Annotated in this window: 31 protein-coding genes; all 31 read right to left on the bottom strand. The window is 62.0% G+C overall.

Translation table 11 applies throughout. The features are described from left to right. Window positions 1–17: 17 nt before the first annotated feature. Window positions 18–1,391 (bottom strand): 3-deoxy-7-phosphoheptulonate synthase class II, encoded by a 1,374-nt coding sequence (locus tag FA87_RS04340; RefSeq protein ID WP_036115425.1) that lies wholly within the window; start codon window positions 1,389–1,391, stop codon window positions 18–20. A 43-nt stretch (window positions 1,392–1,434) separates the two neighbouring features. Next, entirely contained in the window at window positions 1,435–1,935 is a 501-nt protein-coding gene (locus tag FA87_RS04335; RefSeq protein WP_036115428.1) for a disulfide bond formation protein B, read from the bottom strand. 180 nt (window positions 1,936–2,115) lie between these two features. Beyond that, window positions 2,116–2,502 carry a 50S ribosomal protein L17 gene (gene rplQ / locus FA87_RS04330; RefSeq protein ID WP_036115431.1) on the bottom strand — a complete coding sequence of 129 codons (387 nt, stop codon included), beginning with the start codon at window positions 2,500–2,502 and terminating at the stop codon, window positions 2,116–2,118. 210 nt (window positions 2,503–2,712) lie between these two features. Further along, complete coding sequence (gene rpoA / locus FA87_RS04325; RefSeq protein WP_036115434.1) at window positions 2,713–3,711, bottom strand: DNA-directed RNA polymerase subunit alpha; 999 nt, start codon at window positions 3,709–3,711, stop codon at window positions 2,713–2,715. Window positions 3,712–3,729: 18 nt separating this feature from the next. Then, on the bottom strand, window positions 3,730–4,356 hold the full coding sequence (rpsD, locus tag FA87_RS04320) for a 30S ribosomal protein S4 (protein WP_036115436.1): 627 nt from the start codon (window positions 4,354–4,356) through the stop codon (window positions 3,730–3,732). Window positions 4,357–4,367: 11 nt separating this feature from the next. Next, on the bottom strand, window positions 4,368–4,754 hold the full coding sequence (gene rpsK / locus FA87_RS04315; RefSeq protein ID WP_007513384.1) for a 30S ribosomal protein S11: 387 nt from the start codon (window positions 4,752–4,754) through the stop codon (window positions 4,368–4,370). A 12-nt stretch (window positions 4,755–4,766) separates the two neighbouring features. Then, window positions 4,767–5,123 carry a 30S ribosomal protein S13 gene (rpsM, locus tag FA87_RS04310; protein ID WP_036115440.1) on the bottom strand — a complete coding sequence of 119 codons (357 nt, stop codon included), beginning with the start codon at window positions 5,121–5,123 and terminating at the stop codon, window positions 4,767–4,769. Between the two features lie 126 nt (window positions 5,124–5,249). Next, a complete protein-coding gene (secY, locus tag FA87_RS04305; protein ID WP_036115442.1) occupies window positions 5,250–6,569 on the bottom strand; it encodes a preprotein translocase subunit SecY in 1,320 nt (439 codons plus the stop codon). A 4-nt stretch (window positions 6,570–6,573) separates the two neighbouring features. Further along, on the bottom strand, window positions 6,574–7,005 hold the full coding sequence (gene rplO, locus FA87_RS04300; protein ID WP_036115445.1) for a 50S ribosomal protein L15: 432 nt from the start codon (window positions 7,003–7,005) through the stop codon (window positions 6,574–6,576). Window positions 7,006–7,008: 3 nt separating this feature from the next. Further along, a complete protein-coding gene (gene rpmD, locus FA87_RS04295) occupies window positions 7,009–7,212 on the bottom strand; it encodes a 50S ribosomal protein L30 (protein ID WP_036115449.1) in 204 nt (67 codons plus the stop codon). Continuing rightward, entirely contained in the window at window positions 7,205–7,714 is a 510-nt protein-coding gene (gene rpsE / locus FA87_RS04290) for a 30S ribosomal protein S5 (RefSeq protein ID WP_029213879.1), read from the bottom strand. Before rpsE ends, rpmD begins: the two co-directional genes overlap by 8 nt. Window positions 7,715–7,841: 127 nt before the next feature. Next, window positions 7,842–8,192, bottom strand: a complete 351-nt coding sequence (gene rplR, locus FA87_RS04285) for a 50S ribosomal protein L18 (RefSeq protein WP_043692614.1) — start codon at window positions 8,190–8,192, stop codon at window positions 7,842–7,844. Window positions 8,193–8,222: 30 nt separating this feature from the next. After that, a complete protein-coding gene (gene rplF, locus FA87_RS04280) occupies window positions 8,223–8,750 on the bottom strand; it encodes a 50S ribosomal protein L6 (RefSeq protein ID WP_043692612.1) in 528 nt (175 codons plus the stop codon). 11 nt (window positions 8,751–8,761) lie between these two features. Beyond that, the gene (gene rpsH, locus FA87_RS04275; RefSeq protein WP_036115455.1) at window positions 8,762–9,157 is read right to left on the bottom strand and encodes a 30S ribosomal protein S8; all 396 of its coding nucleotides are present in this window, start codon (window positions 9,155–9,157) and stop codon (window positions 8,762–8,764) included. Between the two features lie 167 nt (window positions 9,158–9,324). Further along, complete coding sequence (gene rpsN / locus FA87_RS04270) at window positions 9,325–9,630, bottom strand: 30S ribosomal protein S14 (protein ID WP_036115457.1); 306 nt, start codon at window positions 9,628–9,630, stop codon at window positions 9,325–9,327. A 14-nt stretch (window positions 9,631–9,644) separates the two neighbouring features. Beyond that, window positions 9,645–10,184: a 50S ribosomal protein L5 gene (gene rplE / locus FA87_RS04265; protein WP_036115460.1), complete on the bottom strand. Its 540-nt coding sequence runs from the start codon at window positions 10,182–10,184 to the stop codon at window positions 9,645–9,647. Window positions 10,185–10,196: 12 nt separating this feature from the next. Next, on the bottom strand, window positions 10,197–10,508 hold the full coding sequence (rplX, locus tag FA87_RS04260; RefSeq protein WP_036115464.1) for a 50S ribosomal protein L24: 312 nt from the start codon (window positions 10,506–10,508) through the stop codon (window positions 10,197–10,199). Between the two features lie 13 nt (window positions 10,509–10,521). Beyond that, on the bottom strand, window positions 10,522–10,890 hold the full coding sequence (gene rplN, locus FA87_RS04255; protein WP_036115467.1) for a 50S ribosomal protein L14: 369 nt from the start codon (window positions 10,888–10,890) through the stop codon (window positions 10,522–10,524). 14 nt (window positions 10,891–10,904) lie between these two features. Then, window positions 10,905–11,165: a 30S ribosomal protein S17 gene (gene rpsQ, locus FA87_RS04250; protein ID WP_036115469.1), complete on the bottom strand. Its 261-nt coding sequence runs from the start codon at window positions 11,163–11,165 to the stop codon at window positions 10,905–10,907. Between the two features lie 11 nt (window positions 11,166–11,176). Beyond that, window positions 11,177–11,362, bottom strand: coding sequence for a 50S ribosomal protein L29 (gene rpmC / locus FA87_RS04245; RefSeq protein WP_036115473.1), 186 nt, complete (start codon window positions 11,360–11,362; stop codon window positions 11,177–11,179). Next, window positions 11,362–11,775 carry a 50S ribosomal protein L16 gene (rplP, locus tag FA87_RS04240; RefSeq protein WP_036115475.1) on the bottom strand — a complete coding sequence of 138 codons (414 nt, stop codon included), beginning with the start codon at window positions 11,773–11,775 and terminating at the stop codon, window positions 11,362–11,364. Before rplP ends, rpmC begins: the two co-directional genes overlap by 1 nt. An 11-nt stretch (window positions 11,776–11,786) precedes the next feature. Beyond that, the gene (rpsC, locus tag FA87_RS04235; RefSeq protein WP_036115478.1) at window positions 11,787–12,509 is read right to left on the bottom strand and encodes a 30S ribosomal protein S3; all 723 of its coding nucleotides are present in this window, start codon (window positions 12,507–12,509) and stop codon (window positions 11,787–11,789) included. 15 nt (window positions 12,510–12,524) lie between these two features. Further along, complete coding sequence (gene rplV, locus FA87_RS04230) at window positions 12,525–12,860, bottom strand: 50S ribosomal protein L22 (protein WP_036115481.1); 336 nt, start codon at window positions 12,858–12,860, stop codon at window positions 12,525–12,527. Then, a complete protein-coding gene (gene rpsS / locus FA87_RS04225) occupies window positions 12,860–13,132 on the bottom strand; it encodes a 30S ribosomal protein S19 (protein ID WP_029213892.1) in 273 nt (90 codons plus the stop codon). The genes rplV and rpsS overlap by 1 nt, the downstream gene beginning before the upstream one ends. Window positions 13,133–13,145: 13 nt before the next feature. Further along, window positions 13,146–13,967: a 50S ribosomal protein L2 gene (gene rplB, locus FA87_RS04220; RefSeq protein WP_036115484.1), complete on the bottom strand. Its 822-nt coding sequence runs from the start codon at window positions 13,965–13,967 to the stop codon at window positions 13,146–13,148. A gap of 18 nt (window positions 13,968–13,985) precedes the next feature. Then, on the bottom strand, window positions 13,986–14,279 hold the full coding sequence (gene rplW, locus FA87_RS04215) for a 50S ribosomal protein L23 (protein WP_036115487.1): 294 nt from the start codon (window positions 14,277–14,279) through the stop codon (window positions 13,986–13,988). Continuing rightward, window positions 14,276–14,878: a 50S ribosomal protein L4 gene (gene rplD, locus FA87_RS04210; RefSeq protein WP_036115490.1), complete on the bottom strand. Its 603-nt coding sequence runs from the start codon at window positions 14,876–14,878 to the stop codon at window positions 14,276–14,278. Before rplD ends, rplW begins: the two co-directional genes overlap by 4 nt. 11 nt (window positions 14,879–14,889) lie before the next feature. Further along, a complete protein-coding gene (rplC, locus tag FA87_RS04205) occupies window positions 14,890–15,531 on the bottom strand; it encodes a 50S ribosomal protein L3 (protein WP_036115493.1) in 642 nt (213 codons plus the stop codon). A gap of 20 nt (window positions 15,532–15,551) precedes the next feature. After that, on the bottom strand, window positions 15,552–15,863 hold the full coding sequence (gene rpsJ, locus FA87_RS04200) for a 30S ribosomal protein S10 (RefSeq protein WP_014402136.1): 312 nt from the start codon (window positions 15,861–15,863) through the stop codon (window positions 15,552–15,554). Window positions 15,864–16,326: 463 nt separating this feature from the next. Further along, window positions 16,327–17,517, bottom strand: a complete 1,191-nt coding sequence (gene tuf / locus FA87_RS04195) for an elongation factor Tu (RefSeq protein ID WP_036115500.1) — start codon at window positions 17,515–17,517, stop codon at window positions 16,327–16,329. Window positions 17,518–17,567: 50 nt separating this feature from the next. After that, window positions 17,568–19,691, bottom strand: coding sequence for an elongation factor G (fusA, locus tag FA87_RS04190; RefSeq protein WP_036115501.1), 2,124 nt, complete (start codon window positions 19,689–19,691; stop codon window positions 17,568–17,570). Window positions 19,692–19,712 lie beyond the last annotated feature (21 nt).

The following is a 19,712-nucleotide window of genomic DNA, read 5'->3' as shown; positions in this document are numbered from 1 at the left end:
AGCCTTTTTCACTGAAGTCAGGCCATGCCGCCCGACTTCCTCACGATCAACATCGCCAGCTCGAGCGACTGTTCGTAATTCAGCCGTGGATCGACCATCGACTTGTAGGCGCGATCGAGGTCCGTCTCGACCAGACCGCGCGCGCCACCGAGACACTCCGTGACGTTTTCGCCGGTGAGTTCGAGATGGACACCGCCAAGACGCGTGCCGGCGGCCGCATGGATATCGAACGCCTGGTCGAGCTCGCCCGCGATATTGGTGAAACGACGCGTCTTGTAGCCGTTGCTGGTGCTTTCGGTGTTGCCATGCATCGGATCGGCGACCCAGAGGACGCGCCGGCCTTCGCGCTTGACCGCCTCGAGCAACGGCTGCAGCTGCGTACCGATCTTGTCGTTCCCCATTCGATGAATCAGGGTCAGACGGCCCGGCTCCTCCGTCGGATTCAGCACATCGATCAGCCGGATGAGTTCGTCCGGCTGAACCGTGGGGCCGACTTTCACGGCGATCGGGTTGCGGATGCCGCGGAAGTACTCCGTGTGAGCGCCGTCGAGTGCCGCGGTGCGCATACCGATCCACGGGTAGTGCGTCGACAGGTTGAACCAGCCGTCCTGACGCGGCACCTGGCGAGTCAGAGCTTCCTCGTAATGCAGGAGCAGCGCTTCATGCGAGGTGTAGAAGTCCACACGCGAGTAACTGGAGATCGACTGACCGGCCAGCGTTTCCATGAAACGCAGCGAGTCGCCGATGGTCGCGACCATGCGCTTGTATTCGGCAGCCAGCGGCGAGTGGTCGACCCAGGCGAGATCCCAGTATTCCGGGTGATGCAGGTCGGCAAAACCGCCGTCGATCAGGGCGCGGACGAAATTCATCGTCATCGCCGAACGCGCATGCGCCTTGATGAAGCGCTGTGGATCCGGGCGACGCGCCTCCGGAGTGAACTCCGGGCTGTTGACCAGATCGCCACGGAACGCTGGAAGCGTGACGCCGTCACGGGTCTCCGTGTCCGCCGAGCGTGGCTTGGCATACTGACCCGCGAAGCGACCCACCCGGAGCACCGGCTTCTTCATGCCGTGCACGAGCACGAGGCTCATCTGCAACAGCACCTTCAGGCGGTTGGAGATGATCGGGCTGTTGCAGTCGGCGAAACTCTCGGCGCAGTCGCCACCCTGAAGCAGGAATCGTTCGCCGTCCTGCGCCTCCGCAATGCGCTGCTTCAGCGTGAGGATTTCCCACGACGTGACCAGCGGCGGCAGTTCACCCAGCTGACCCAGGGCACGATTGAGCTCCGCCTGATCTTCATAGGTGGGCTGCTGGAGGGCGGTCCTCGACCGCCACGACCCCGGCGTCCATTCGGCGGACGGGGGAACTACGGCTTTGAGGGAGTGCTGCATGACGGCGGTGCCTTCGTAATGGCGCCTTGGCGGCGCGAGAAAATCAGCGAACGGTGCGGCGGATGGCCAGGAGAGCCCAGACGATCAGAATCACGAACCAGAGCAGGGTCCAGCCCGGCATGGGGATGCCCAGGATAGGTTCGATCCTGGCGCACTCACCCGAGCCGGTGAACGCGAGCTTGAGCATCTTCGTGAACGGAAATGCGTCGAACAGATAGCCCAGGCCGGGACCGCACGCGGGGATCTGATCGGCTGGGAGGGACTGCAACCAGAGATGGCGTCCCGCCGTAGCGATGCCCCAGAGTCCACCCAGCGTGATCAGCGTCGCATAGACGACACGCCCCGACCGGCTCTTCGGCGAGTGAAGGCCACCGATGAGGAAGAACAGACCCATCGTGCAGACGGCGATGCGCTGAAAGATGCACAGCGGGCACGGATCGAGATGCATGACGTACTGTGCGTAGAGCGCGAAGGCCATGAGGCCGGCACACACGACGAAACCCAGCAGGAAACGCGAACGGAGCGACAAGGTAGAGAGGGCCATGGGGGGTTGGTGCGTTGCGGGACACCCACGTTAACCCGATGTGCATGCCCTTGTCAGTAGGCGCGTGAAGTTTCTTTTGTAACCTTAGATCAAGCACTTGCGTAGCTGACAGCCCACCGGGCATAAAAAAAGCCCCGGCAGGTTACCCGGCCGGGGCTTCTTCACTTTCAGCCGCGAGGCTTACTCGGCGTCGGCAGCCGAAGCGGCGGCCGGGCGATCCACCAGCTCGACGTACGCCATCGGAGCGTTGTCGCCCGGGCGGAAGCCGCACTTGAGGATGCGCAGGTAGCCACCGGGACGCTGCAGGTAGCGGGGACCGAGCTCGACGAAAAGCTTACCGACGGCCTCTTTGTCGCGCAGACGCGCAAACGCGAGACGACGGTTGGCAACGCCATCGGTCTTGGAGAGCGTGATGAGCGGCTCAGCAATACGACGAAGTTCCTTGGCCTTGGGAAGCGTGGTGCGGATAAGCTCGTGCTTGATCAGCGACGCGGCCATGTTCTTGAACATGGCTTCGCGGTGGCTGCTCGTGCGGTTGAGCTTGCGACCGGATTTCTGGTGACGCATGGCGATAACTCTCTATGTCTGTTGTTATGAAAAGCCGGCCAGGATGAGCCGACTTCCCGCGGTTACCCGCTGATGCGAGGCTGTCATAACGCCTCGCTGTAAGAGCACGGCCTCTTTGGACCGCTTTGAAGATCCGGAGGAAGTGCGCGACGGCATCCACCGGATGGAGCAAAGAATCGGGGCGATCGAAATGCGATCGCCCCGTTTGAATCAGCCCAGCTGCATACCGTGCGACAAGCCCGGCGGCGGCCAGTTTTCGAGCTTCATGCCCAGAGCGAGACCACGCCCGCCCAGGACATCCTTGATTTCCGTCAGCGACTTCTTGCCAAGGTTCGGCGTCTTCAACAGCTCGACTTCGGTCTTCTGGACCAGGTCGCCGATGTAGTAGATGCTTTCGGCCTTGAGGCAGTTCGCGGAACGGACCGTCAGTTCGAGGTCGTCGATCGGACGCAGCAGAAGCGGGTCGAAACCGCCCTTCTCCGCCTTGGTCGAATCGCTCTCGCGGCGCGAGAAGTCGCCGAAAACCGACAGCTGATCGTTGATGATTTCAGCCGCCTTGCGGACAGCGTCTTCAGCACCGATCGTGCCGTTCGTTTCGATATCGAGCACGAGCTTATCGAGGTTGGTGCGCTGCTCGACACGAGCGGCGTCCACTTCGTAAGCGACGCGCAGGACCGGCGCGAACGACGCGTCGAGCTGCAGACGGCCGATCGGCCGCGTCTCGTCATCCGGGTGCTGGCGGGCGCTGGCCGGCTGGTAGCCGACACCGCGACGCACCTTCAGACGCATGTTCAATGCCACATCCTTGGTGAGGTGGCAGATCACGTGATCCGGATTGACGATTTCAACGGAGTGGTCGACGGCGATATCGCCTGCCGTGACCACGCCCTTGCCCTTCTTCGACAGCGTCAGGGTGACTTCGTCACCGCTGTGCTGACGGATGGCGACATCCTTGAGGTTCAGCAGGACTTCGATCACGTCCTCCTGCAGGCCTTCCAGAGTGGTGTACTCGTGCAGTACGCCGTCGATTTCGACCTCGACGATCGCGCTGCCCGGAATCGAAGAGAGCAGCACGCGACGCAGCGCGTTGCCCAGGGTGTGACCAAAGCCACGCTCGAGCGGCTCGACCACCACCTTAGCGCGGTTCGCTCCAAGCTGCTCGACGCTGAGGCCACGAGGCCGCAGCACACTAGTTGACGAAACTGCCATGCAAGGCTCCGGTGAAGATTACTTCGAGTAAAGCTCGACGATCAGGGCTTCGTTGATGTCGGCCGGCAGATCACCGCGATCCGGCACAGCCTTGAACGTGCCTGCGAACTTCTTGCTGTCGACCTCGACCCAGGACGGACGAAGGTCCATCGTGTCGAAAACCGTCGCTGCTTCCTGGACTCGCAGCTGAGTGCGAGCCTTTTCGGTCAGCGAGACTTCGTCGCCCGGACGGACGTGGAAGGAAGGCACGTTGACCTTCTTACCATTGACCGTCACGGCCTTGTGGGCCACGAGCTGACGAGCCTGGGCGCGGGTGACCGCGAAACCCATACGGAACACGACGTTGTCGAGACGGCTTTCCAGGAGGCGCAGCAGGTTTTCACCCGTATTGCCCTTCTGGGTCGAAGCCTTGGTGTAGTAGTTGCTGAACTGACGCTCAAGCACACCATAGATGCGCTTGACCTTCTGCTTCTCACGCAGCTGCACTGCGTAATCGGAAAGACGGGCGCGCTTGTTGGCGCCATGCTGACCGGGTTTGTTTTCGAGCTTGCACTTGGAATCAAGCGCGCGGGCCGGGCTCTTAAGACCGAGGTCGGCACCTTCACGACGCGCAAGTTTGCAGGTAGCTCCACGATAACGGGCCATGGGTATGCTCCTTAGACGCGACGCTTCTTGGGGGGACGGCAGCCGTTATGCGGAATCGGCGTGACATCGATAATGTTGAGCACTTTGTAGCCCAACGCATTCAGTGAACGCACGGCCGACTCACGGCCCGGGCCGGGGCCCTTGATGCGAACTTCCACAGTCTTCACACCGTAGTCGCCTGCAGCGCGGCCAGCCTTTTCGGCGGCAACCTGGGCAGCGAACGGGGTCGACTTACGGGAGCCGCGGAAACCCGCGCCGCCTGCAGTCGCCCACGACAGGGCGTTGCCCTGACGATCGGTGATCGTGACGATGGTGTTGTTGAAAGAAGCCTGCACGTGTGCCACGGCATCCGTGACGACGCGCTTGATCTTCTTCTTGGTTTTAACCGGCTTAGCCATAATCGGTATCCGTTACTTCTTGATCGGACGACGCGGACCCTTACGGGTACGGGCGTTGGTACGCGTGCGCTGGCCGCGCACCGGCAGGCCACGACGGTGGCGCAGGCCACGGTAGCAACCCAGGTCCATCAGGCGCTTGACCGCCATGCCGACTTCGCGGCGGAGGTCACCTTCGACCGTGTACTTAGCGATTTCAGCTCGGATCTTTTCGACCTCGCCTTCGCTAAGCGACTTGATGGGCGTGGTCGGAACCACGCCTGCATCCACACAAACCTGCTTCGCCCGCGAACGGCCGATTCCGAAAATGCTCTGCAGGCCGACCCAGACATGCTTCTGGACTGGCAAATTGACACCCGCGATGCGCGCCATGATGTACTGTCTCCGATGCGTTTCGTGCGCGGTAAACGCGCAATTTTAACCTGAATTAACCTAAACGGGAAGTCCTGCGGCGCTGGGCGCCAAGGCCTCCCCTACTTGGGGGCTTATCGTCCAATCTCAGCCACGGCGGAGATTGGACTTCTTGAGCAGACTCTCGTACTGGTGGCTGACGAGATGGGCCTGGACCTGAGCCGTGAAGTCCATCACCACCACCACCACGATCAGCAGCGAAGTGCCGCCGAAATAGAACGGTACGTGCCAGGCGTTCTGCATGAACGTGGGCACCAGGCAGACCAGCACGATGTAAATCGCGCCAACACCGGTAAGCCGGGTCATGACGCCATCGATGTAGTCAGCCGTCGCGCGACCCGGACGAATACCCGGAATCAACGCGCCCGAACGCTTGAGGTTATCCGCCGTTTCCTGCGAGTTGAACACGATCGCCGTATAGAAGAAGGCGAATCCGATCACCAGCACCGCGAACACGATGTCGTGGACCGGCTCACCCGGGCTCAGCGCCGTGGTCAGCCACTGCAACCAGCGCGACTGATTGGCGGAGCCAAACCAGGTCGCGGCGGTTGCCGGAAAAAGCAGAAGGCTCGTCGCGAAGATCGGCGGAATGACGCCCGCCATGTTGATCTTCAGCGGCAGGTGCGAGGTCTGGCGCTGGAACTGGCGCTGGCTGCCCTGCTTCGCGTAGTTCACGGTGATGCGCCGCTGGGCGCGCTCCATGAACACCACGAACGCAGTCACCGCCAGGATCAGTGCCGTCACCATGAGCAACTTCAGAACCGACAGCTCACCGTTGTTCGCCATGGTCAGCGTGTGCGCGATGGCACCCGGCAGACCCGCGACGATACCGGCGAAGATCAGCATCGAGATACCGTTGCCGATACCGCGTTCCGTGATCTGCTCACCCAGCCACATCAGGAACATCGTGCCGGCGGTGAGGCCGACGACCGATGCCATGACGAAGCCGGCACCCGGCATGTAGACGACCGGACCGCTGGCGCCGACCTGCTTCTGCAGGGCGACCGCAATACCGAAAGCCTGAAATGCCGCCAGACCGACCGTGCCGAAACGCGTGTACATGGTCATCTTGCGACGACCCGACTCGCCTTCCTTCCGCAGAGCCATGAGCGACGGAATGACCGAGCCCATCATCTGCACCACGATCGATGCCGAGATATACGGCACCACACCAAGCGCGAACACCGAGAAACGCGACAGCGAACCACCGGAGAACATGTTGACCATGTTCAGCAGGCCGCCGCCGCCCTCCACCAGGCTCGTCATCGCCTCAGGATTCACGCCCGGAACCGGGATGAACGAACCGAGGCGGAAGACGATCAGCGCACCGATCAGGAAGAAGATGCGCTGACGCAGTTCCGTCAGTTTGCCCAGCGAGCCGAGCGTTGTGCCCTGCGCTGCAGCCACCTGATTACTCCACGCTGCCGCCGGCGGCTTCGATAGCCGCCTTGGCGCCGGCTGTCGCAAGCACGCCCGAGAGCTTGATCGCGCGATTGATTTCACCCTTCAGGACGATCTTGACCTTCTTCGCGCGGCTGGTCACGAGACCGGCGGCGTGGAGAGCGATCAGATCGATCGTGTCGGCTTCGATGACGGCGAGCTGGTACAGCATGACCTGCTGCGTGTCGGCCTTCTTCAGCGAGCGGAAGCCCACCTTCGGAAGACGACGCTGCAGCGGCATCTGGCCGCCTTCGAAACCCACGCGGTGCGTGTTACCCGCACGGGCATGCTGACCCTTGTGACCACGGCCGGCCGTCTTGCCGAGGCCGGAGCCGATACCGCGAGCGACGCGGGTACGGGTCTTGCGAGCGCCCTTACCGGGCCTGAGATCGTTAAGACGCATGACTTACTCCTCGACCCGAACCAGGTAGTAGACCTTATTGATAAGGCCACGGACCTGCGGGCTATCCTTCAGTTCGCGGACGTCGTTGAGCTTGCCGAGGCCGAGGGCCTTGACGCTCAGACGATGACGACCCTGCACGCCGCGCAGACCCTTGACCAGGCGCACGCGGACGGTACCGCCAGCGGCGGTTTCATTCTTCTTAGCCATTGCCGAGAACCTCTTCGATCGTCTTGCCACGCTTGGCGGCGATGCGCTTCGGCGAAGCAACGGCCTGCAGACCCTTGATCGTCGCGCGGACGAGGTTGATCGGGTTGCGCGAGCCGACAGCCTTGGCGAGCACGTCCTTCACGCCAACCACTTCGAGGACAGCGCGCATGGCGCCGCCGGCGATGACGCCGGTACCCTGCGAAGCAGGCTGCATGTAGACGCGAGCCGCACCGTGGTTGGCCTTGATGGCGTACCACAGCGTGCCGTTGTTGAGTTCGATGGACACCATGTTGCGGCGGGCGCGCTCCATGGCCTTGGAGATGGCAACCGGCACTTCACGCGCCTTGCCATAACCAAAACCGACGCGGCCTTCGCCATCGCCGACAACCGTCAGCGCGGTGAAGCTCATCTGGCGGCCACCCTTGACGGTCTTGGCCACGCGGTTGACGGCGATAAGCTTTTCAAGCATGCCGTCCGAATTTTCGCGATCTGTCGAGGACATCTCTTTTCCTGATAGCCCGGCATGGTAGTTAGCCGGGACTTCTGTTTACGGCTCGGTCGCCGCTTGGAGTTGTAGTTACAGCGGGCGGCACCGGCCCCTGAGGACCGATACCGTGGCCTGACGCCTCTTAGAACTTGAGGCCGGCCTCACGAGCCGCATCGGCCAGAGCCCTGATGCGACCGTGATAGCGGAAACCCGAGCGGTCGAACGCGACAGCTTCGATACCGGCGGCCTGGGCGCGCTCGGCAACGATGCGACCCACCGTGGTGGCGGCTTCGATGTTCTTCTTGCTCTTGAGACCTTCGGCAACCGAGCTCTGCACGGTCGAGGCGGCTGCCACGACGGTGCCGTTCGGCGCGAAGACCTGGGCGTAGATGTGCTGACCGGTGCGGTGCACGCTCAGGCGGGCGACGGCGAGCTCACGGATGTGGGCACGGGTCGACTTGGCGCGGCGCAGGCGGGATGTATTCTTGTTCATCGTCTGGTCTCCAGAAAGCGGATAGGCCGATTAGGCCTTCTTGGCTTCCTTCAGGATGATCTTCTCGCCGGCGTAGCGAACGCCCTTGCCCTTGTAGGGCTCCGGCGAACGGAAAGCACGGATCTTGGCGGCCGTCTGGCCCACGAGCTGCTTGTCGGCACCCTTGATAAGGATTTCCGTCTGCGTCGGGACTTCGATGGTGATGCCTTCCGGCGCATCGAACACGACCGGGTGCGAGAAGCCGAGGGAAAGGTTTACGGCATTGCCTGCCAGCTGCGCGCGGTAACCGACGCCGACGAGCTCGAGCTTCTTCTCGAAGCCGCTGGCCACGCCAGTCACCATGTTGGCGATGATCGCGCGGGCGGTGCCGCCGAACTTGTCGTCTGCACCGTCGGCCAGAACGATCGTAAGGACGCCATTGTCCTGCGAGAGCGAGACGCCCGGCAGCTCGTGGGTCGTCAGGGTGCCCTTCGGGCCCTTGACCGAGACCGTGCCATTGGCGACGGAGACTTCAACGCCCTTCGGGAGGGTGATGGGGAGCTTGGCTACGCGTGACATATCGGGACTCCTTACGCCACCTGGCCGATGACTTCGCCGCCCAGACCCTTCGAACGGGCCTGCGCGTCGGTCAGGAGACCGGCGGAAGTCGAGATGATCGAGATACCCAGGCCACCGAGGACCTTCGGCAGCTCGTCCTTGCCGCGGTAGACGCGGAGACCGGAACGGCTGACACGGGAAATGGTTTCAATGGCCGGACGGCCTTCGAAATACTTGAGCTTGATCTCGAGGACCGGCTTGCCCGCTTCGTCAGCGGTACGGGCGTCGAGGATGTAGCCTTCGTTCTGAAGAAGCTTGGCCAGGGCCAGCTTCACTTTCGACGACGGCATACGTACAACCGCTTTGCCAGACGCCTGGCCGTTGCGGATGCGCGTAAACAGATCGGCGATGGGATCAGTCATGCTCATAAGAAAAACCCTTGAGAGTACCGATATCCGTATGACCGGAAATCTTAAATTGTAGTGCCGACAAATCGTCGGTCTGCATTGCGCAGACCGACGACTATAGCAGCATGAGGCGGCCTGGACAAGTTTTGTCCAGGACCACCCTCCCCCGCCGGAGCGGAGGCTGTTTTTTACCAGCTAGCCTTGCGCAGACCCGGGACGTCACCACGCATGGTGGCTTCGCGGAGCTTGTTGCGGCCGAGGCCGAACTTGCTGTAAACGCCACGCGGGCGGCCAGTCAGTGCGCAGCGGTTACGCTGGCGCGACGGGCTCGCGTCACGGGGAAGCTTCTGCAGCTTCGTCTGGGCTTCCATCTTCTCGTCGTACGAAGCGGTCGCGCTCAGAACGATCGCCTTGTATTCCGCACGCTTGGCAGCGTACTTCTTGACGAGCTTGGTGCGCTTGAGGTCGCGCTCGACCATCGAGGTCTTGGCCATGTTCTACCTGTTGATCAGTTGCGGAACGGGAAGCTGAAAGCTTCCAGCAGCGCCTTGGCTTCTTCGTCGGTCTTCGCGGTCGTGGTGATGGAGATATCCATACCGCGCAGCGCGTCAACCTGATCGAAGTCGATTTCCGGGAAAATGATCTGTTCCTTGACGCCGAAGTTGTAGTTACCACGGCCATCGAAGGCACGGCCCGAGACACCACGGAAGTCGCGCGTACGCGGCAGCGAGATGTTGATCAGGCGGTCCAGGAATTCCCACATCTGGGCACGACGCAGCGTGACCTTGCAACCGATCGGCCAGCCATCGCGGATCTTGAACGAAGCGACCGACACGCGGGCCTTCGTCGTGATCGGCTTCTGACCGGCGATCTTCGTCATGTCGGCAACGGCGTTATCGAGGATCTTCTTGTTACCGGCAGCTTCGCCGACGCCCATGTTGAGCGTGATCTTCGTAATGCGCGGAACCTGCATCACATTCTGGTAACCGAAGCGCTCAGTGAGCTTCTGCATTACCGACTCTTTGTAAAACGTTTCAAGACGGGTCATGACTTCGGTTCCTTACGCGTCGACTACTTCGCCGGAGCGGAACACGCGCACCTTGCGCCCGTCCTCGAGCGTCTTGGTGCCAGCGCGCTCGCCCTTGTTCGTGGCGGAGTTGAAGAGCTGTACATTGGAGATATGGATCGAGGCCTCACGCTCGACGATCCCACCCGGCTGGTTGGCCTGGGGGTTCGGCTTGGTGTGGCGCTTGACCAGGTTGACGTTCGAGACGACAACGCGGTCGCCATCGACGCGCAGCACGTCGCCGCGCTGCCCCTTGTTCTTGCCGGTGATGACGACGACGTTGTCACCCTTGCGGATACGGTTCATGTCTGGCCTCCGCTCAGAGCACTTCGGGCGCGAGCGAGACGATCTTCATGAACTTCTCGTTGCGCAGCTCGCGGGTAACCGGCCCGAAAATACGGGTGCCGATCGGCTCGAGCTTATTGTTGAGGAGGACGGCCGCGTTACCGTCGAAACGGATAACGGAACCGTCAGCGCGGCGCACACCCTTGGCGGTACGAACCACCACGGCGTTGTACACCTCACCCTTCTTGACCTTACCGCGAGGAATGGCGTCCTTGATGGTCACCTTGATCACATCACCGACGCTGGCGTAACGGCGCTTCGAGCCGCCCAGCACCTTGATGCACATCATTTCCTTCGCACCGCTGTTGTCCGCTGCGGAAAGCGAGCTTTGCACCTGAATCATGGCTGCTCTTCTCCTTAGACTTCAGCGCGCGTGACGATTTCGACCACGCGGTGATGTTTGGTCTTCGACAGCGGACGGCATTCCGCGATCCGCACCAGGTCGCCCTCGTTCGCACCGGTCTCGTCATGTGCGTGGAGCTTCGTGGAGCGGCGGATGATCTTGCCGAGCAGCGGATGCTGCACCTGACGCTCGATCAGAACCGTTACGGTATGGTCCATCTTGTTGCTGATGACACGACCCGTGAGGGTGCGCGCCGTCTTCGTGTTATCACTCATGTCCGCCGTCCTTACTTCTTAGCGCCGAGCACGAACTTCGTGCGGGCGATGTCACGCCGAACGCGGCGCAGCTGGTGCGGCTGAGTGAGCTGACCGGAGCCCTTCTGCATGCGCAGATTGAACTGCTCCTTGCGAAGGTCCAGCAGATCCTGCTTAAGCTCTTCCGCCGACTTCTGGTTGATATCTTTGCTGGCCATTACATCACCGCCCTGGAGACGAACTGGGTCTGGACGGACAGCTTTGCTGCGGCCAGACGGAACGCTTCGCGTGCCGTCGTCTCGTCGACACCTTCGATTTCATAAAGCATGCGACCGGGCTGGATCGGAGCGACCCAGAACTCGACGCTACCCTTACCGGCGCCCATTCGAACTTCGATCGGCTTGCGGGTGATCGGCTTGTCCGGGAAGACCCGGATCCAAAGCTTGCCGCCACGCTTGACGAAACGCGTGATGCAACGACGGGCCGCTTCGATCTGACGTGCGGTCAGCTGACCGTGCGTCGTCGCCTTGAGGCCGTACTCGCCGAAGCTCACGAGATTGGAGTTGAACGCCAGGCCGTCATTGCGGCCCTTGAACTGCTTGCGGAACTTAGTGCGCTTAGGTTGCAACATGGCAACGCTCCTTACTTGGCCGTCCGCTCGCGGCGGTTTTCACCACCGTCGCGGCGCGACTGCTGAGGCTGCTGTTCTTCCTTCGACTCGGCCGTAGCTGCCGCCAGATCGAAGATCTCGCCCTTATAGACCCATACCTTGACACCGATGATGCCGTACTGGGTCTTGGCTTCGGCGGTGCCGTAGTCGATGTCCGCACGCAGCGTGTGCAGCGGAACGCGACCTTCACGGGCCCACTCGGAGCGAGCGATCTCGGCGCCATTCAGACGGCCGGAGACGTTGATCTTGATGCCCAGGGCACCGAGGCGCATCGCGTTACCGACCGAGCGCTTCATGGCGCGGCGGAACATGATGCGACGCTCGAGCTGCTGAGCGATCGATTCAGCGACGAGCTGGGCATCGAGCTCCGGCTTACGGACTTCGCTGACGTTGATGTGCGTCGGGACGCCCATCATGTCGGTGACTTCCTTACGCAGCTTCTCGATGTCCTCACCCTTCTTGCCGATCACCACGCCCGGACGGGCGGTGTGGATCGTCACGCGGGCGGTCTTGGCCGGGCGCTCGATCTGGATCTTCGAGATACCCGCGGCGGCGAGCTTCTTGCGGAGCATCTCACGGACCTTCAGGTCCGCTGCGAGATACACAGCATACTCACCCTTGTTTGCGTACCACTTCGAGTTCCAGTCCTTGGCAATGCCGAGGCGGATACCGGTGGGATGAACTTTATGACCCATCGTCTCTTACCCCAGTCAGTTGCCAACAACCACAGTGATGTGGCTGGTGCGCTTCAGGATGCGCGAACCGCGGCCTTTGGCGCGGGCGTACATACGCTTCATCGCCGGACCTTCGTCGACGAAGATGCGTGCGACCTTCAGCTCGTCGACGTCGGCACCGAGATTGTTCTCGGCGTTGGCGACGGCGGAGAGCAGCACCTTGCGAACAAGGTGAGCGGCCTTCTTGTTGGTAAAGGCGAGCACGTCGCTGGCTCGGCCCACGGGCAAACCGCGGACCAGGTCAGCCACCAGGCGTGCCTTCTGCGCCGAGATGCGGGCGCTGCGCAGGATCGCTTTGGCTTCGGTGCTCATCACTTGCCCTTCTTGTCGCCGGCGTGGCCCTTGTACGTGCGGGTCACCGCGAACTCGCCGAGCTTGTGCCCGACCATGTTCTCGTTGATCAACACAGGCACATGCTGGCGGCCGTTGTGGATGGCGATGGTCAGACCGACCATCTCCGGCAGGATCATCGAACGACGCGACCAGGTCTTGATCGGACGCTTGTTATTGGCGGAAACGGCGGCTTCCACCTTTTTCACGAGGTGCAGGTCGACGAACGGACCTTTTTTTAGAGAGCGCGGCATGATCGTTTCCTAATTACTTGCGACGACGCACGATGAACTGTTCGGTGCGCTTGTTGTTGCGCGTCTTGTAGCCCTTGGTCGGCGTGCCCCACGGCGAGACCGGATGACGGCCACCGGAGGTCTTGCCTTCACCACCGCCATGCGGATGGTCGACCGGGTTCATGACGACGCCGCGGACGGTCGGACGAATACCTGCCCAACGCTTCTTACCGGCCTTGCCGAGCTTGCGCAGGCTGTGCTCGGAGTTGCCGACTTCACCGATGGTGGCGCGGCATTCAACCGGGACGCGACGCATTTCGCCGGAGCGAAGACGCAGCGTGGCATAGCCCTGCTCGCGAGCGACCAGCTGGACCGAAGCGCCGGCGGAGCGTGCGATCTGCGCACCCTTGCCCGGCTTCATCTCGATGCAGTGGATCGTGGAACCGACCGGGATCGAACGAAGCGGCAGGCAGTTGCCCGGCTTGATCGGGGAGTCGGAACCCGACACGAGACGATCGCCAACCGCCACGCCCTTCGGCGCGATGATGTAGCGGCGCTCGCCGTCGGCGTAGCACAGCAGCGCGATGTGCGCGGTGCGGTTCGGATCGTATTCAAGACGCTCGACAACGGCGGCAATGCCTTCCTTGTCGCGCTTGAAGTCGATGATGCGGTACGCCTGCTTGTGACCGCCGCCGCGATGACGGGTGGTGATGCGACCGTAATGGTTGCGACCGCCGGTCTTCGACTGCGATTCGGTCAGGGGCGCGTAAGGAGCGCCCTTATACAGACCTTCGGTCCGCACGCTGACAGCGTCGCGGCGGCCCGGGGAGGTCGGCTTGTGAGTGATCAGTGCCATCTCAATTCAACTCCTGGCTCAGGCCTTGGCCGACACGTCGATCGTATGACCGTCGGCGAGGCGCACGTAGGCCTTACGCTTGCCCTGGCGGTTGCCAGTGCGGAAGCGGAACGACTTGACCTTGCCCTTCGTGTTAACGAGGTTCACATCCAGGACTTTGACGTCGAAGAGATGTTCCACCGCTGCACGGACATCGGCCTTGGTCGCCTCAGGCGCCACGACGAAAACGTACTGGTTATTCTCAGCAAGGCGAGCCGACTTCTCGGAGATGTGCGGCGCGCGAAGCGTATTAAGCGTGCGTTCGGTGCTCATGCGAGCCACTCCTCGACCTTCTTGACCGCGTCCACCGTCATGACGACGTAGTCGCTACCGACCAGGCTGACCGGATTCAGGGCCAGCACGTCGACGACGTGGATGTACGGAATGTTGCGAGCGGACAGGTACAGCGCTTCAGTGGCGTCTTCCGACACCAGCAGCACGCGACCCTTGACTTCGAGCTCGGCCAGCTTGGCGATCATGCCCTTGGTGCTCGGGGCTTCCATCGACAGCTCGGACACGACCTTCAGACGATCCTGACGGTTGAGTTCGGCGACGATCGAACGGATCGCGACGCGGTAAGCCTTGCGGTTGACCTTCTGCTCGAAGCTGCGCGGCTTGGCCGCGAACGTCACACCACCGCCGACGAAGATCGGGGCGCGGTAATCGCCGTGGCGTGCGCCGCCACCCTTCTGCTTCTTGAACTTCTTGGTCGTACCGGACATCTGACCGCGAGACAGCTGAGCCTTCGTGCCGGCACGGCCAGCCGCCTGATAGGCGGTGACGACCTGATGCACGAGGGCCTTCTTGTACTCGCCGCCGAACACGTCGTCCGACACGGTGAGCGCCTTGGCGCCAATAACGTTGAGTTCCATGGCGTCTCTCCTCAGCCCTTGGTCGTCGGGCGGATCACGACATCACCACCCGGCGCGCCCGGGACTGCGCCCTTGACTGCGATGAGGTGACGCTCGGAATCGACCTTGACCACTTCGAGGCCCTGCTGGGTGCGGTTGACCGCGCCCATGTGGCCCGACATCTTCTTACCAGGGAACACGCGGCCCGGTGTCTGACGCTGACCGATCGAGCCAGGGGCGCGATGCGACAGCGAGTTACCGTGCGTGGCGTCGCCCATCTTGAAGTGGTGACGCTTGATGGTGCCCTGGAAACCCTTACCCTTCGACACGCCGGCGACGTCGACCGTCTGACCGACAGTGAACACGTCGTCAGCCTTGATCTCGGTGCCGATCGCGTACTTGCCTGCGTCTTCCGCGGAAACGCGGAACTCCCACAGACCGCGGCCGGGCTCGACCTTGGCGTTAGCGTAGTGACCCTTCAGCGGCGAGGTGAGGAGCGAGGCGCGCTTGGCACCCGTCGTCACCTGCACGGCGCTGTAGCCGTCGTTTTCTTCGGTCTTCACCTGCGTCACACGATTCGGGGTCGCTTCAATCAGCGTCACCGGAATCGAGCGGCCGTCTTCGGTGAAGAGCCGGCTCATGCCGCACTTGCGGCCAACCAGTCCGATACTCATCTTCGTATCCTTTTATCCGCTCAGCCGAGCTTGATCTGCACGTCAACGCCAGCCGCGAGATCGAGCTTCATGAGCGCGTCCACGGTCTTGTCGTTGGGGTCGACGATGTCCAGAACGCGCTTGTGCGTACGGGTCTCGTACTGGTCGCGGGCATCTTTGTCGACGTGCGGCGACACCAGAATGGTGTAGCGCTCAATCTTGGTCGGCAGCGGGATCGGGCCGAGGACCGTAGCGCCGGTGCGCTTGGCCGTCTCGACGATTTCGCTGGCCGAACGATCGATCAGACGATGATCGAACGCCTTGAGCCGGATGCGAATCTTTTGGTTCGCCATAAAAACCGTGTCCTGTTATCGAAAGAACGTTCTTGTGATTCGGAATGGCTTCTCGCCACCCCGCACAACCCTTGTTACTGACTTACGGGTGTCGCAACGGGCCGAACTGGAACGGTGTGGCACCGCCCGGAACGACCCGAAAAAGTCAGGCAGGCCGTATAAACGGCCTGCCTAGACAGAAAAGTATAGAATACACAACGACATCGGTCAACAGAGCTCGCGCCCGTTGGCCTGGCTGGCACTCTATGCGGCATCCATGCCTGCGAACTCGAAGCACATTCCGTGCGCCTCATTTCGCGGTGAGCCCGCCCCGAAGGACTTAGGGCTGATATAACTCGGCGAATATAGCCGGTCTGCCGGAGAAAAGGAAGCCCCTGCTCAAAAAATAACCAAAAAAAAAAAGCGGGAGCTTTCGCTCCCGCCTCTTGAACAGCCGGACAGGTCACCCTGCCCCGGCGATTTCTTACTTGTTGATCTTGGCGACGACGCCGGCGCCGACGGTACGACCGCCTTCGCGGATCGCGAAGCGCAGACCTTCGTCCATGGCGATCGGGAAGCCCAGGGTCACCGAGATCTTCACGTTGTCGCCCGGCATCACCATCTCGACGCCTTCCGGCAGCTTGATCGAACCGGTCACGTCCGTGGTACGGAAGTAGAACTGCGGACGATAGTTGCTGAAGAACGGCGTGTGACGGCCACCCTCGTCCTTCGACAGGATGTACACCTCACCCTCGAACTCGGTGTGCGGCGTGACCGACTTCGGAGCAGCCAGCACCTGGCCGCGCTCGACGTCTTCACGCTTCAGGCCGCGAACCAGCACGCCGACGTTGTCACCGGCCTGACCCTGATCCAGCAGCTTGCGGAACATTTCCACGCCCGTGACCGTCGTCTGCTGGGTGTCCTTCAGACCGACCACTTCGGCCGGGTCACCCACCTTCACGATGCCGCGCTCGACGCGACCGGTCAGCACCGTGCCGCGACCCGAGATCGAGAACACGTCTTCGACCGGCAGCAGGAACGGCTTGTCGATCACGCGCTCCGGCTCCGGAATCCAGCTGTCCAGCGCATCGACCAGCTTGATGATCGACGGCACGCCGATTTCCGACTGGTCGCCGTCCAGCGCAAGGCGGGCCGAACCGTGAACGATCGGGGTGTCGTCGCCCGGGAACTCGTACTTCGACAGCAGTTCGCGAACTTCCATCTCGACCAGCTCGAGCAGCTCGGCGTCGTCGACCATGTCGGCCTTGTTCAGGAACACGACGATGTACGGCACGCCGACCTGACGCGAGAGCAGGATGTGCTCGCGGGTCTGCGGCATCGGGCCGTCAGCGGCCGAGCACACCAGGATCGCGCCGTCCATCTGCGCCGCACCCGTGATCATGTTCTTCACATAGTCAGCGTGGCCCGGGCAGTCGACGTGACCGTAGTGACGGTTCGGCGACTCGTATTCCACGTGCGCGGTCGAGATTGTGATGCCGCGTGCCTTCTCTTCCGGCGCCGCATCGATCGAACCGTAGTCCTTGAACTCGCCACCGAAACGCTCGGCGCCGATCTTGGTCAGCGCGGCGGTCAGCGTGGTCTTGCCGTGGTCGACGTGACCGATGGTGCCGACGTTGACGTGCGGCTTCTTACGCTCGAACTTACCCTTTGCCATGACTCTGAAACCTCTGAAAAATCGTTAAAAGTTTTTATGAAGAAGCCCGATCAGGACTTCTTCATGACCTCGTCGGCGACATTCTTCGGCGCCGGCTCGTAATGATCGAATTCCATCGTGAACGTCGCACGACCCTGGGTCTGCGAACGCAGCGAGGTCGCGTAGCCGAACATTTCGCCGAGCGGAATCATCGCGTTGACGGTCTTACCCGACGGCGTCTCTTCCTGACCGGTCAGCATGCCACGACGGCGGCTGATGTCGCCCATGACGTCACCGACATAGTCTTCCGGCGTCACGACCTCGACCTTCATGATCGGCTCGAGCAGAACCGGCTTCGCCTTGGCAAAGCCCTGCTTGAACGCCATCGAAGCGGCGAGTTTGAACGCCATTTCCGACGAGTCGACGTCATGGTACGAACCGAAGACCAGCTTCACCTTGACGTTGACGACCGGGAAGCCCGCGAGCGGACCGCTGGTGATCGTCTCACGGAGGCCCTTCTCGACCGAGGGAATGAATTCCTTCGGGATAACGCCGCCGGTGATGTCGTTGATGAACAGGAAGTCGTCCTTGATGACCAGCTTCGGATCGGCGCGATCGGCATCGGTGATCGGCGACAGCTCGATCACGACGTGACCGTACTGACCCTTACCACCGGACTGCTTGGCGTGCTTGTAATCCGACTTGACGTCCGAATCCTGAATCGTCTCGCGGTAAGCGACCTGCGGCTTGCCGACGTTGGCTTCGACGTTGAACTCGCGACGCATGCGGTCCACCAGGATGTCCAGGTGAAGCTCGCCCATGCCCGAGATGATCGTCTGGCCCGACTCTTCATCCGTCTTGACGCGGAAGGACGGATCTTCCGCGGCCAGACGGCCGAGGGCGATACCCATCTTTTCCTGGTCCGACTTGGTCTTCGGCTCGACCGCCATCGAGATCACCGGCTCCGGGAACGTCATGCGCTCCAGAGTGATGATGTGATCCTGCGCGCACAGCGTGTCACCGGTCGTGACGTCCTTCAGGCCGACCGCGGCGGCGATGTCGCCCGCGCGGACTTCCTTCAGTTCGTGACGCTCGTTGGCGTGCATCTGCAGGATGCGGCCGATGCGCTCCTTCTTCGACTTGACCGGGTTGTACACCTGGTCACCGGCATTCAGCGTGCCCGAGTAGACACGGAAGAACGTCAGCGCGCCGACGAACGGGTCGGTCATGATCTTGAACGCGAGTGCCGAGAACGGAGCGTCGTCCTTGGCCGGACGGGTATCCGGCTTTTCGTCCTCGTCGATGCCTTCGACCGGCGGACGGTCGAGCGGCGACGGGAGCAGATTGACGACCGCGTCGAGCATCGCCTGGACGCCCTTGTTCTTGAACGCCGTGCCGCAGAACACCGGGATGATCTCGCTCTTGAGCGTGCGCAGGCGCAGGCCCTCGATGATCTCTTCCTCCGTCAGCTCTTCGCCGCCCAGGTACTTGTCCATCATCTCTTCCGTGGCCTCGGCCGCGGCTTCGATCATGGCGGTACGGGCCGACTCGGCCTTTTCCTGGAGGTTCGCCGGGATGTCCTGGTACTCGAACTTCATGCCCTGGGACTCCATGTCCCAGATGATCGACTTCATCTTGAGGAGGTCGACGACGCCCTCGAAGCCATCTTCGGCACCGATCGGGACCTGCATCTCGACCGGGTTGGCGCCGAGACGAGCCTTCAGCTGGTCGACGACCTTGTAGAAGTTCGCGCCGGTGCGGTCCATCTTGTTGACGAACGCAAGGCGCGGCACCTTGTACCGGTTGGCCTGACGCCAGACGGTTTCGGACTGCGGCTGCACGCCACCCACGGCGCAGAGCACGAACACCGCACCGTCGAGGACGCGGAGCGAGCGCTCCACTTCGATGGTGAAGTCGACGTGTCCCGGGGTGTCGATGATGTTGAAGCGGTGCTCGGGCAGCGAACGATCCATGCCCTTCCAGAATGCCGTGGTGGCAGCGGAAGTGATGGTGATGCCGCGCTCCTGCTCCTGCTCCATCCAGTCCATCGTAGCGGCACCGTCGTGCACCTCGCCAATCTTATGACTGACACCGGTGTAGAACAGGATGCGCTCCGTGGTCGTGGTCTTGCCGGCGTCGATGTGAGCCATGATGCCGAAGTTGCGGTAGCGCTCGATGGGCGTAGTGCGTGCCACGGTCTTTCCTCAATCTGGAGC

Origin of the sequence: Luteibacter sp. 9133, assembly GCF_000800155.1 — a bacterium.
GTDB classification, from domain to species: domain Bacteria; phylum Pseudomonadota; class Gammaproteobacteria; order Xanthomonadales; family Rhodanobacteraceae; genus Luteibacter; species Luteibacter mycovicinus.
Note: the sequence above shows the minus strand (reverse complement) of the source record. Positions and strands in the feature narration are given on the sequence as shown.

What these genes read in the sequence shown, in the direction of transcription:
- FA87_RS04340 (WP_036115425.1), bottom strand. Translation starts at nt 1,391, where the DNA reads ATGCAGCACTCCCTCAAAGCCGTAGTTCCCCCGTCCGCCGAATGGACG.
- FA87_RS04335 (WP_036115428.1), bottom strand. Translation starts at nt 1,935, where the DNA reads ATGGCCCTCTCTACCTTGTCGCTCCGTTCGCGTTTCCTGCTGGGTTTC.
- rplQ (WP_036115431.1), bottom strand. Translation starts at nt 2,502, where the DNA reads ATGCGTCACCAGAAATCCGGTCGCAAGCTCAACCGCACGAGCAGCCAC.
- rpoA (WP_036115434.1), bottom strand. Translation starts at nt 3,711, where the DNA reads ATGGCAGTTTCGTCAACTAGTGTGCTGCGGCCTCGTGGCCTCAGCGTC.
- rpsD (WP_036115436.1), bottom strand. Translation starts at nt 4,356, where the DNA reads ATGGCCCGTTATCGTGGAGCTACCTGCAAACTTGCGCGTCGTGAAGGT.
- rpsK (WP_007513384.1), bottom strand. Translation starts at nt 4,754, where the DNA reads ATGGCTAAGCCGGTTAAAACCAAGAAGAAGATCAAGCGCGTCGTCACG.
- rpsM (WP_036115440.1), bottom strand. Translation starts at nt 5,123, where the DNA reads ATGGCGCGCATCGCGGGTGTCAATTTGCCAGTCCAGAAGCATGTCTGG.
- rplO (WP_036115445.1), bottom strand. Translation starts at nt 7,005, where the DNA reads ATGCGTCTTAACGATCTCAGGCCCGGTAAGGGCGCTCGCAAGACCCGT.
- rpmD (WP_036115449.1), bottom strand. Translation starts at nt 7,212, where the DNA reads ATGGCTAAGAAGAATGAAACCGCCGCTGGCGGTACCGTCCGCGTGCGC.
- rpsE (WP_029213879.1), bottom strand. Translation starts at nt 7,714, where the DNA reads ATGTCCTCGACAGATCGCGAAAATTCGGACGGCATGCTTGAAAAGCTT.
- rplR (WP_043692614.1), bottom strand. Translation starts at nt 8,192, where the DNA reads ATGAACAAGAATACATCCCGCCTGCGCCGCGCCAAGTCGACCCGTGCC.
- rplF (WP_043692612.1), bottom strand. Translation starts at nt 8,750, where the DNA reads ATGTCACGCGTAGCCAAGCTCCCCATCACCCTCCCGAAGGGCGTTGAA.
- rpsH (WP_036115455.1), bottom strand. Translation starts at nt 9,157, where the DNA reads ATGAGCATGACTGATCCCATCGCCGATCTGTTTACGCGCATCCGCAAC.
- rpsN (WP_036115457.1), bottom strand. Translation starts at nt 9,630, where the DNA reads ATGGCCAAGACCTCGATGGTCGAGCGCGACCTCAAGCGCACCAAGCTC.
- rplE (WP_036115460.1), bottom strand. Translation starts at nt 10,184, where the DNA reads ATGACCCGTCTTGAAACGTTTTACAAAGAGTCGGTAATGCAGAAGCTC.
- rplX (WP_036115464.1), bottom strand. Translation starts at nt 10,508, where the DNA reads ATGAACCGTATCCGCAAGGGTGACAACGTCGTCGTCATCACCGGCAAG.
- rplN (WP_036115467.1), bottom strand. Translation starts at nt 10,890, where the DNA reads ATGATTCAGGTGCAAAGCTCGCTTTCCGCAGCGGACAACAGCGGTGCG.
- rpsQ (WP_036115469.1), bottom strand. Translation starts at nt 11,165, where the DNA reads ATGAGTGATAACACGAAGACGGCGCGCACCCTCACGGGTCGTGTCATC.
- rpmC (WP_036115473.1), bottom strand. Translation starts at nt 11,362, where the DNA reads ATGGCCAGCAAAGATATCAACCAGAAGTCGGCGGAAGAGCTTAAGCAG.
- rplP (WP_036115475.1), bottom strand. Translation starts at nt 11,775, where the DNA reads ATGTTGCAACCTAAGCGCACTAAGTTCCGCAAGCAGTTCAAGGGCCGC.
- rpsC (WP_036115478.1), bottom strand. Translation starts at nt 12,509, where the DNA reads ATGGGTCATAAAGTTCATCCCACCGGTATCCGCCTCGGCATTGCCAAG.
- rplV (WP_036115481.1), bottom strand. Translation starts at nt 12,860, where the DNA reads ATGAGCACCGAAGCCAAAGCGATCCTGCGCAGCGCCCGCATCTCGGCG.
- rpsS (WP_029213892.1), bottom strand. Translation starts at nt 13,132, where the DNA reads ATGCCGCGCTCTCTAAAAAAAGGTCCGTTCGTCGACCTGCACCTCGTG.
- rplB (WP_036115484.1), bottom strand. Translation starts at nt 13,967, where the DNA reads ATGGCACTGATCACTCACAAGCCGACCTCCCCGGGCCGCCGCGACGCT.
- rplW (WP_036115487.1), bottom strand. Translation starts at nt 14,279, where the DNA reads ATGAGCACCGAACGCACGCTTAATACGCTTCGCGCGCCGCACATCTCC.
- rplD (WP_036115490.1), bottom strand. Translation starts at nt 14,878, where the DNA reads ATGGAACTCAACGTTATTGGCGCCAAGGCGCTCACCGTGTCGGACGAC.
- rplC (WP_036115493.1), bottom strand. Translation starts at nt 15,531, where the DNA reads ATGAGTATCGGACTGGTTGGCCGCAAGTGCGGCATGAGCCGGCTCTTC.
- rpsJ (WP_014402136.1), bottom strand. Translation starts at nt 15,863, where the DNA reads ATGGCGAACCAAAAGATTCGCATCCGGCTCAAGGCGTTCGATCATCGT.
- tuf (WP_036115500.1), bottom strand. Translation starts at nt 17,517, where the DNA reads ATGGCAAAGGGTAAGTTCGAGCGTAAGAAGCCGCACGTCAACGTCGGC.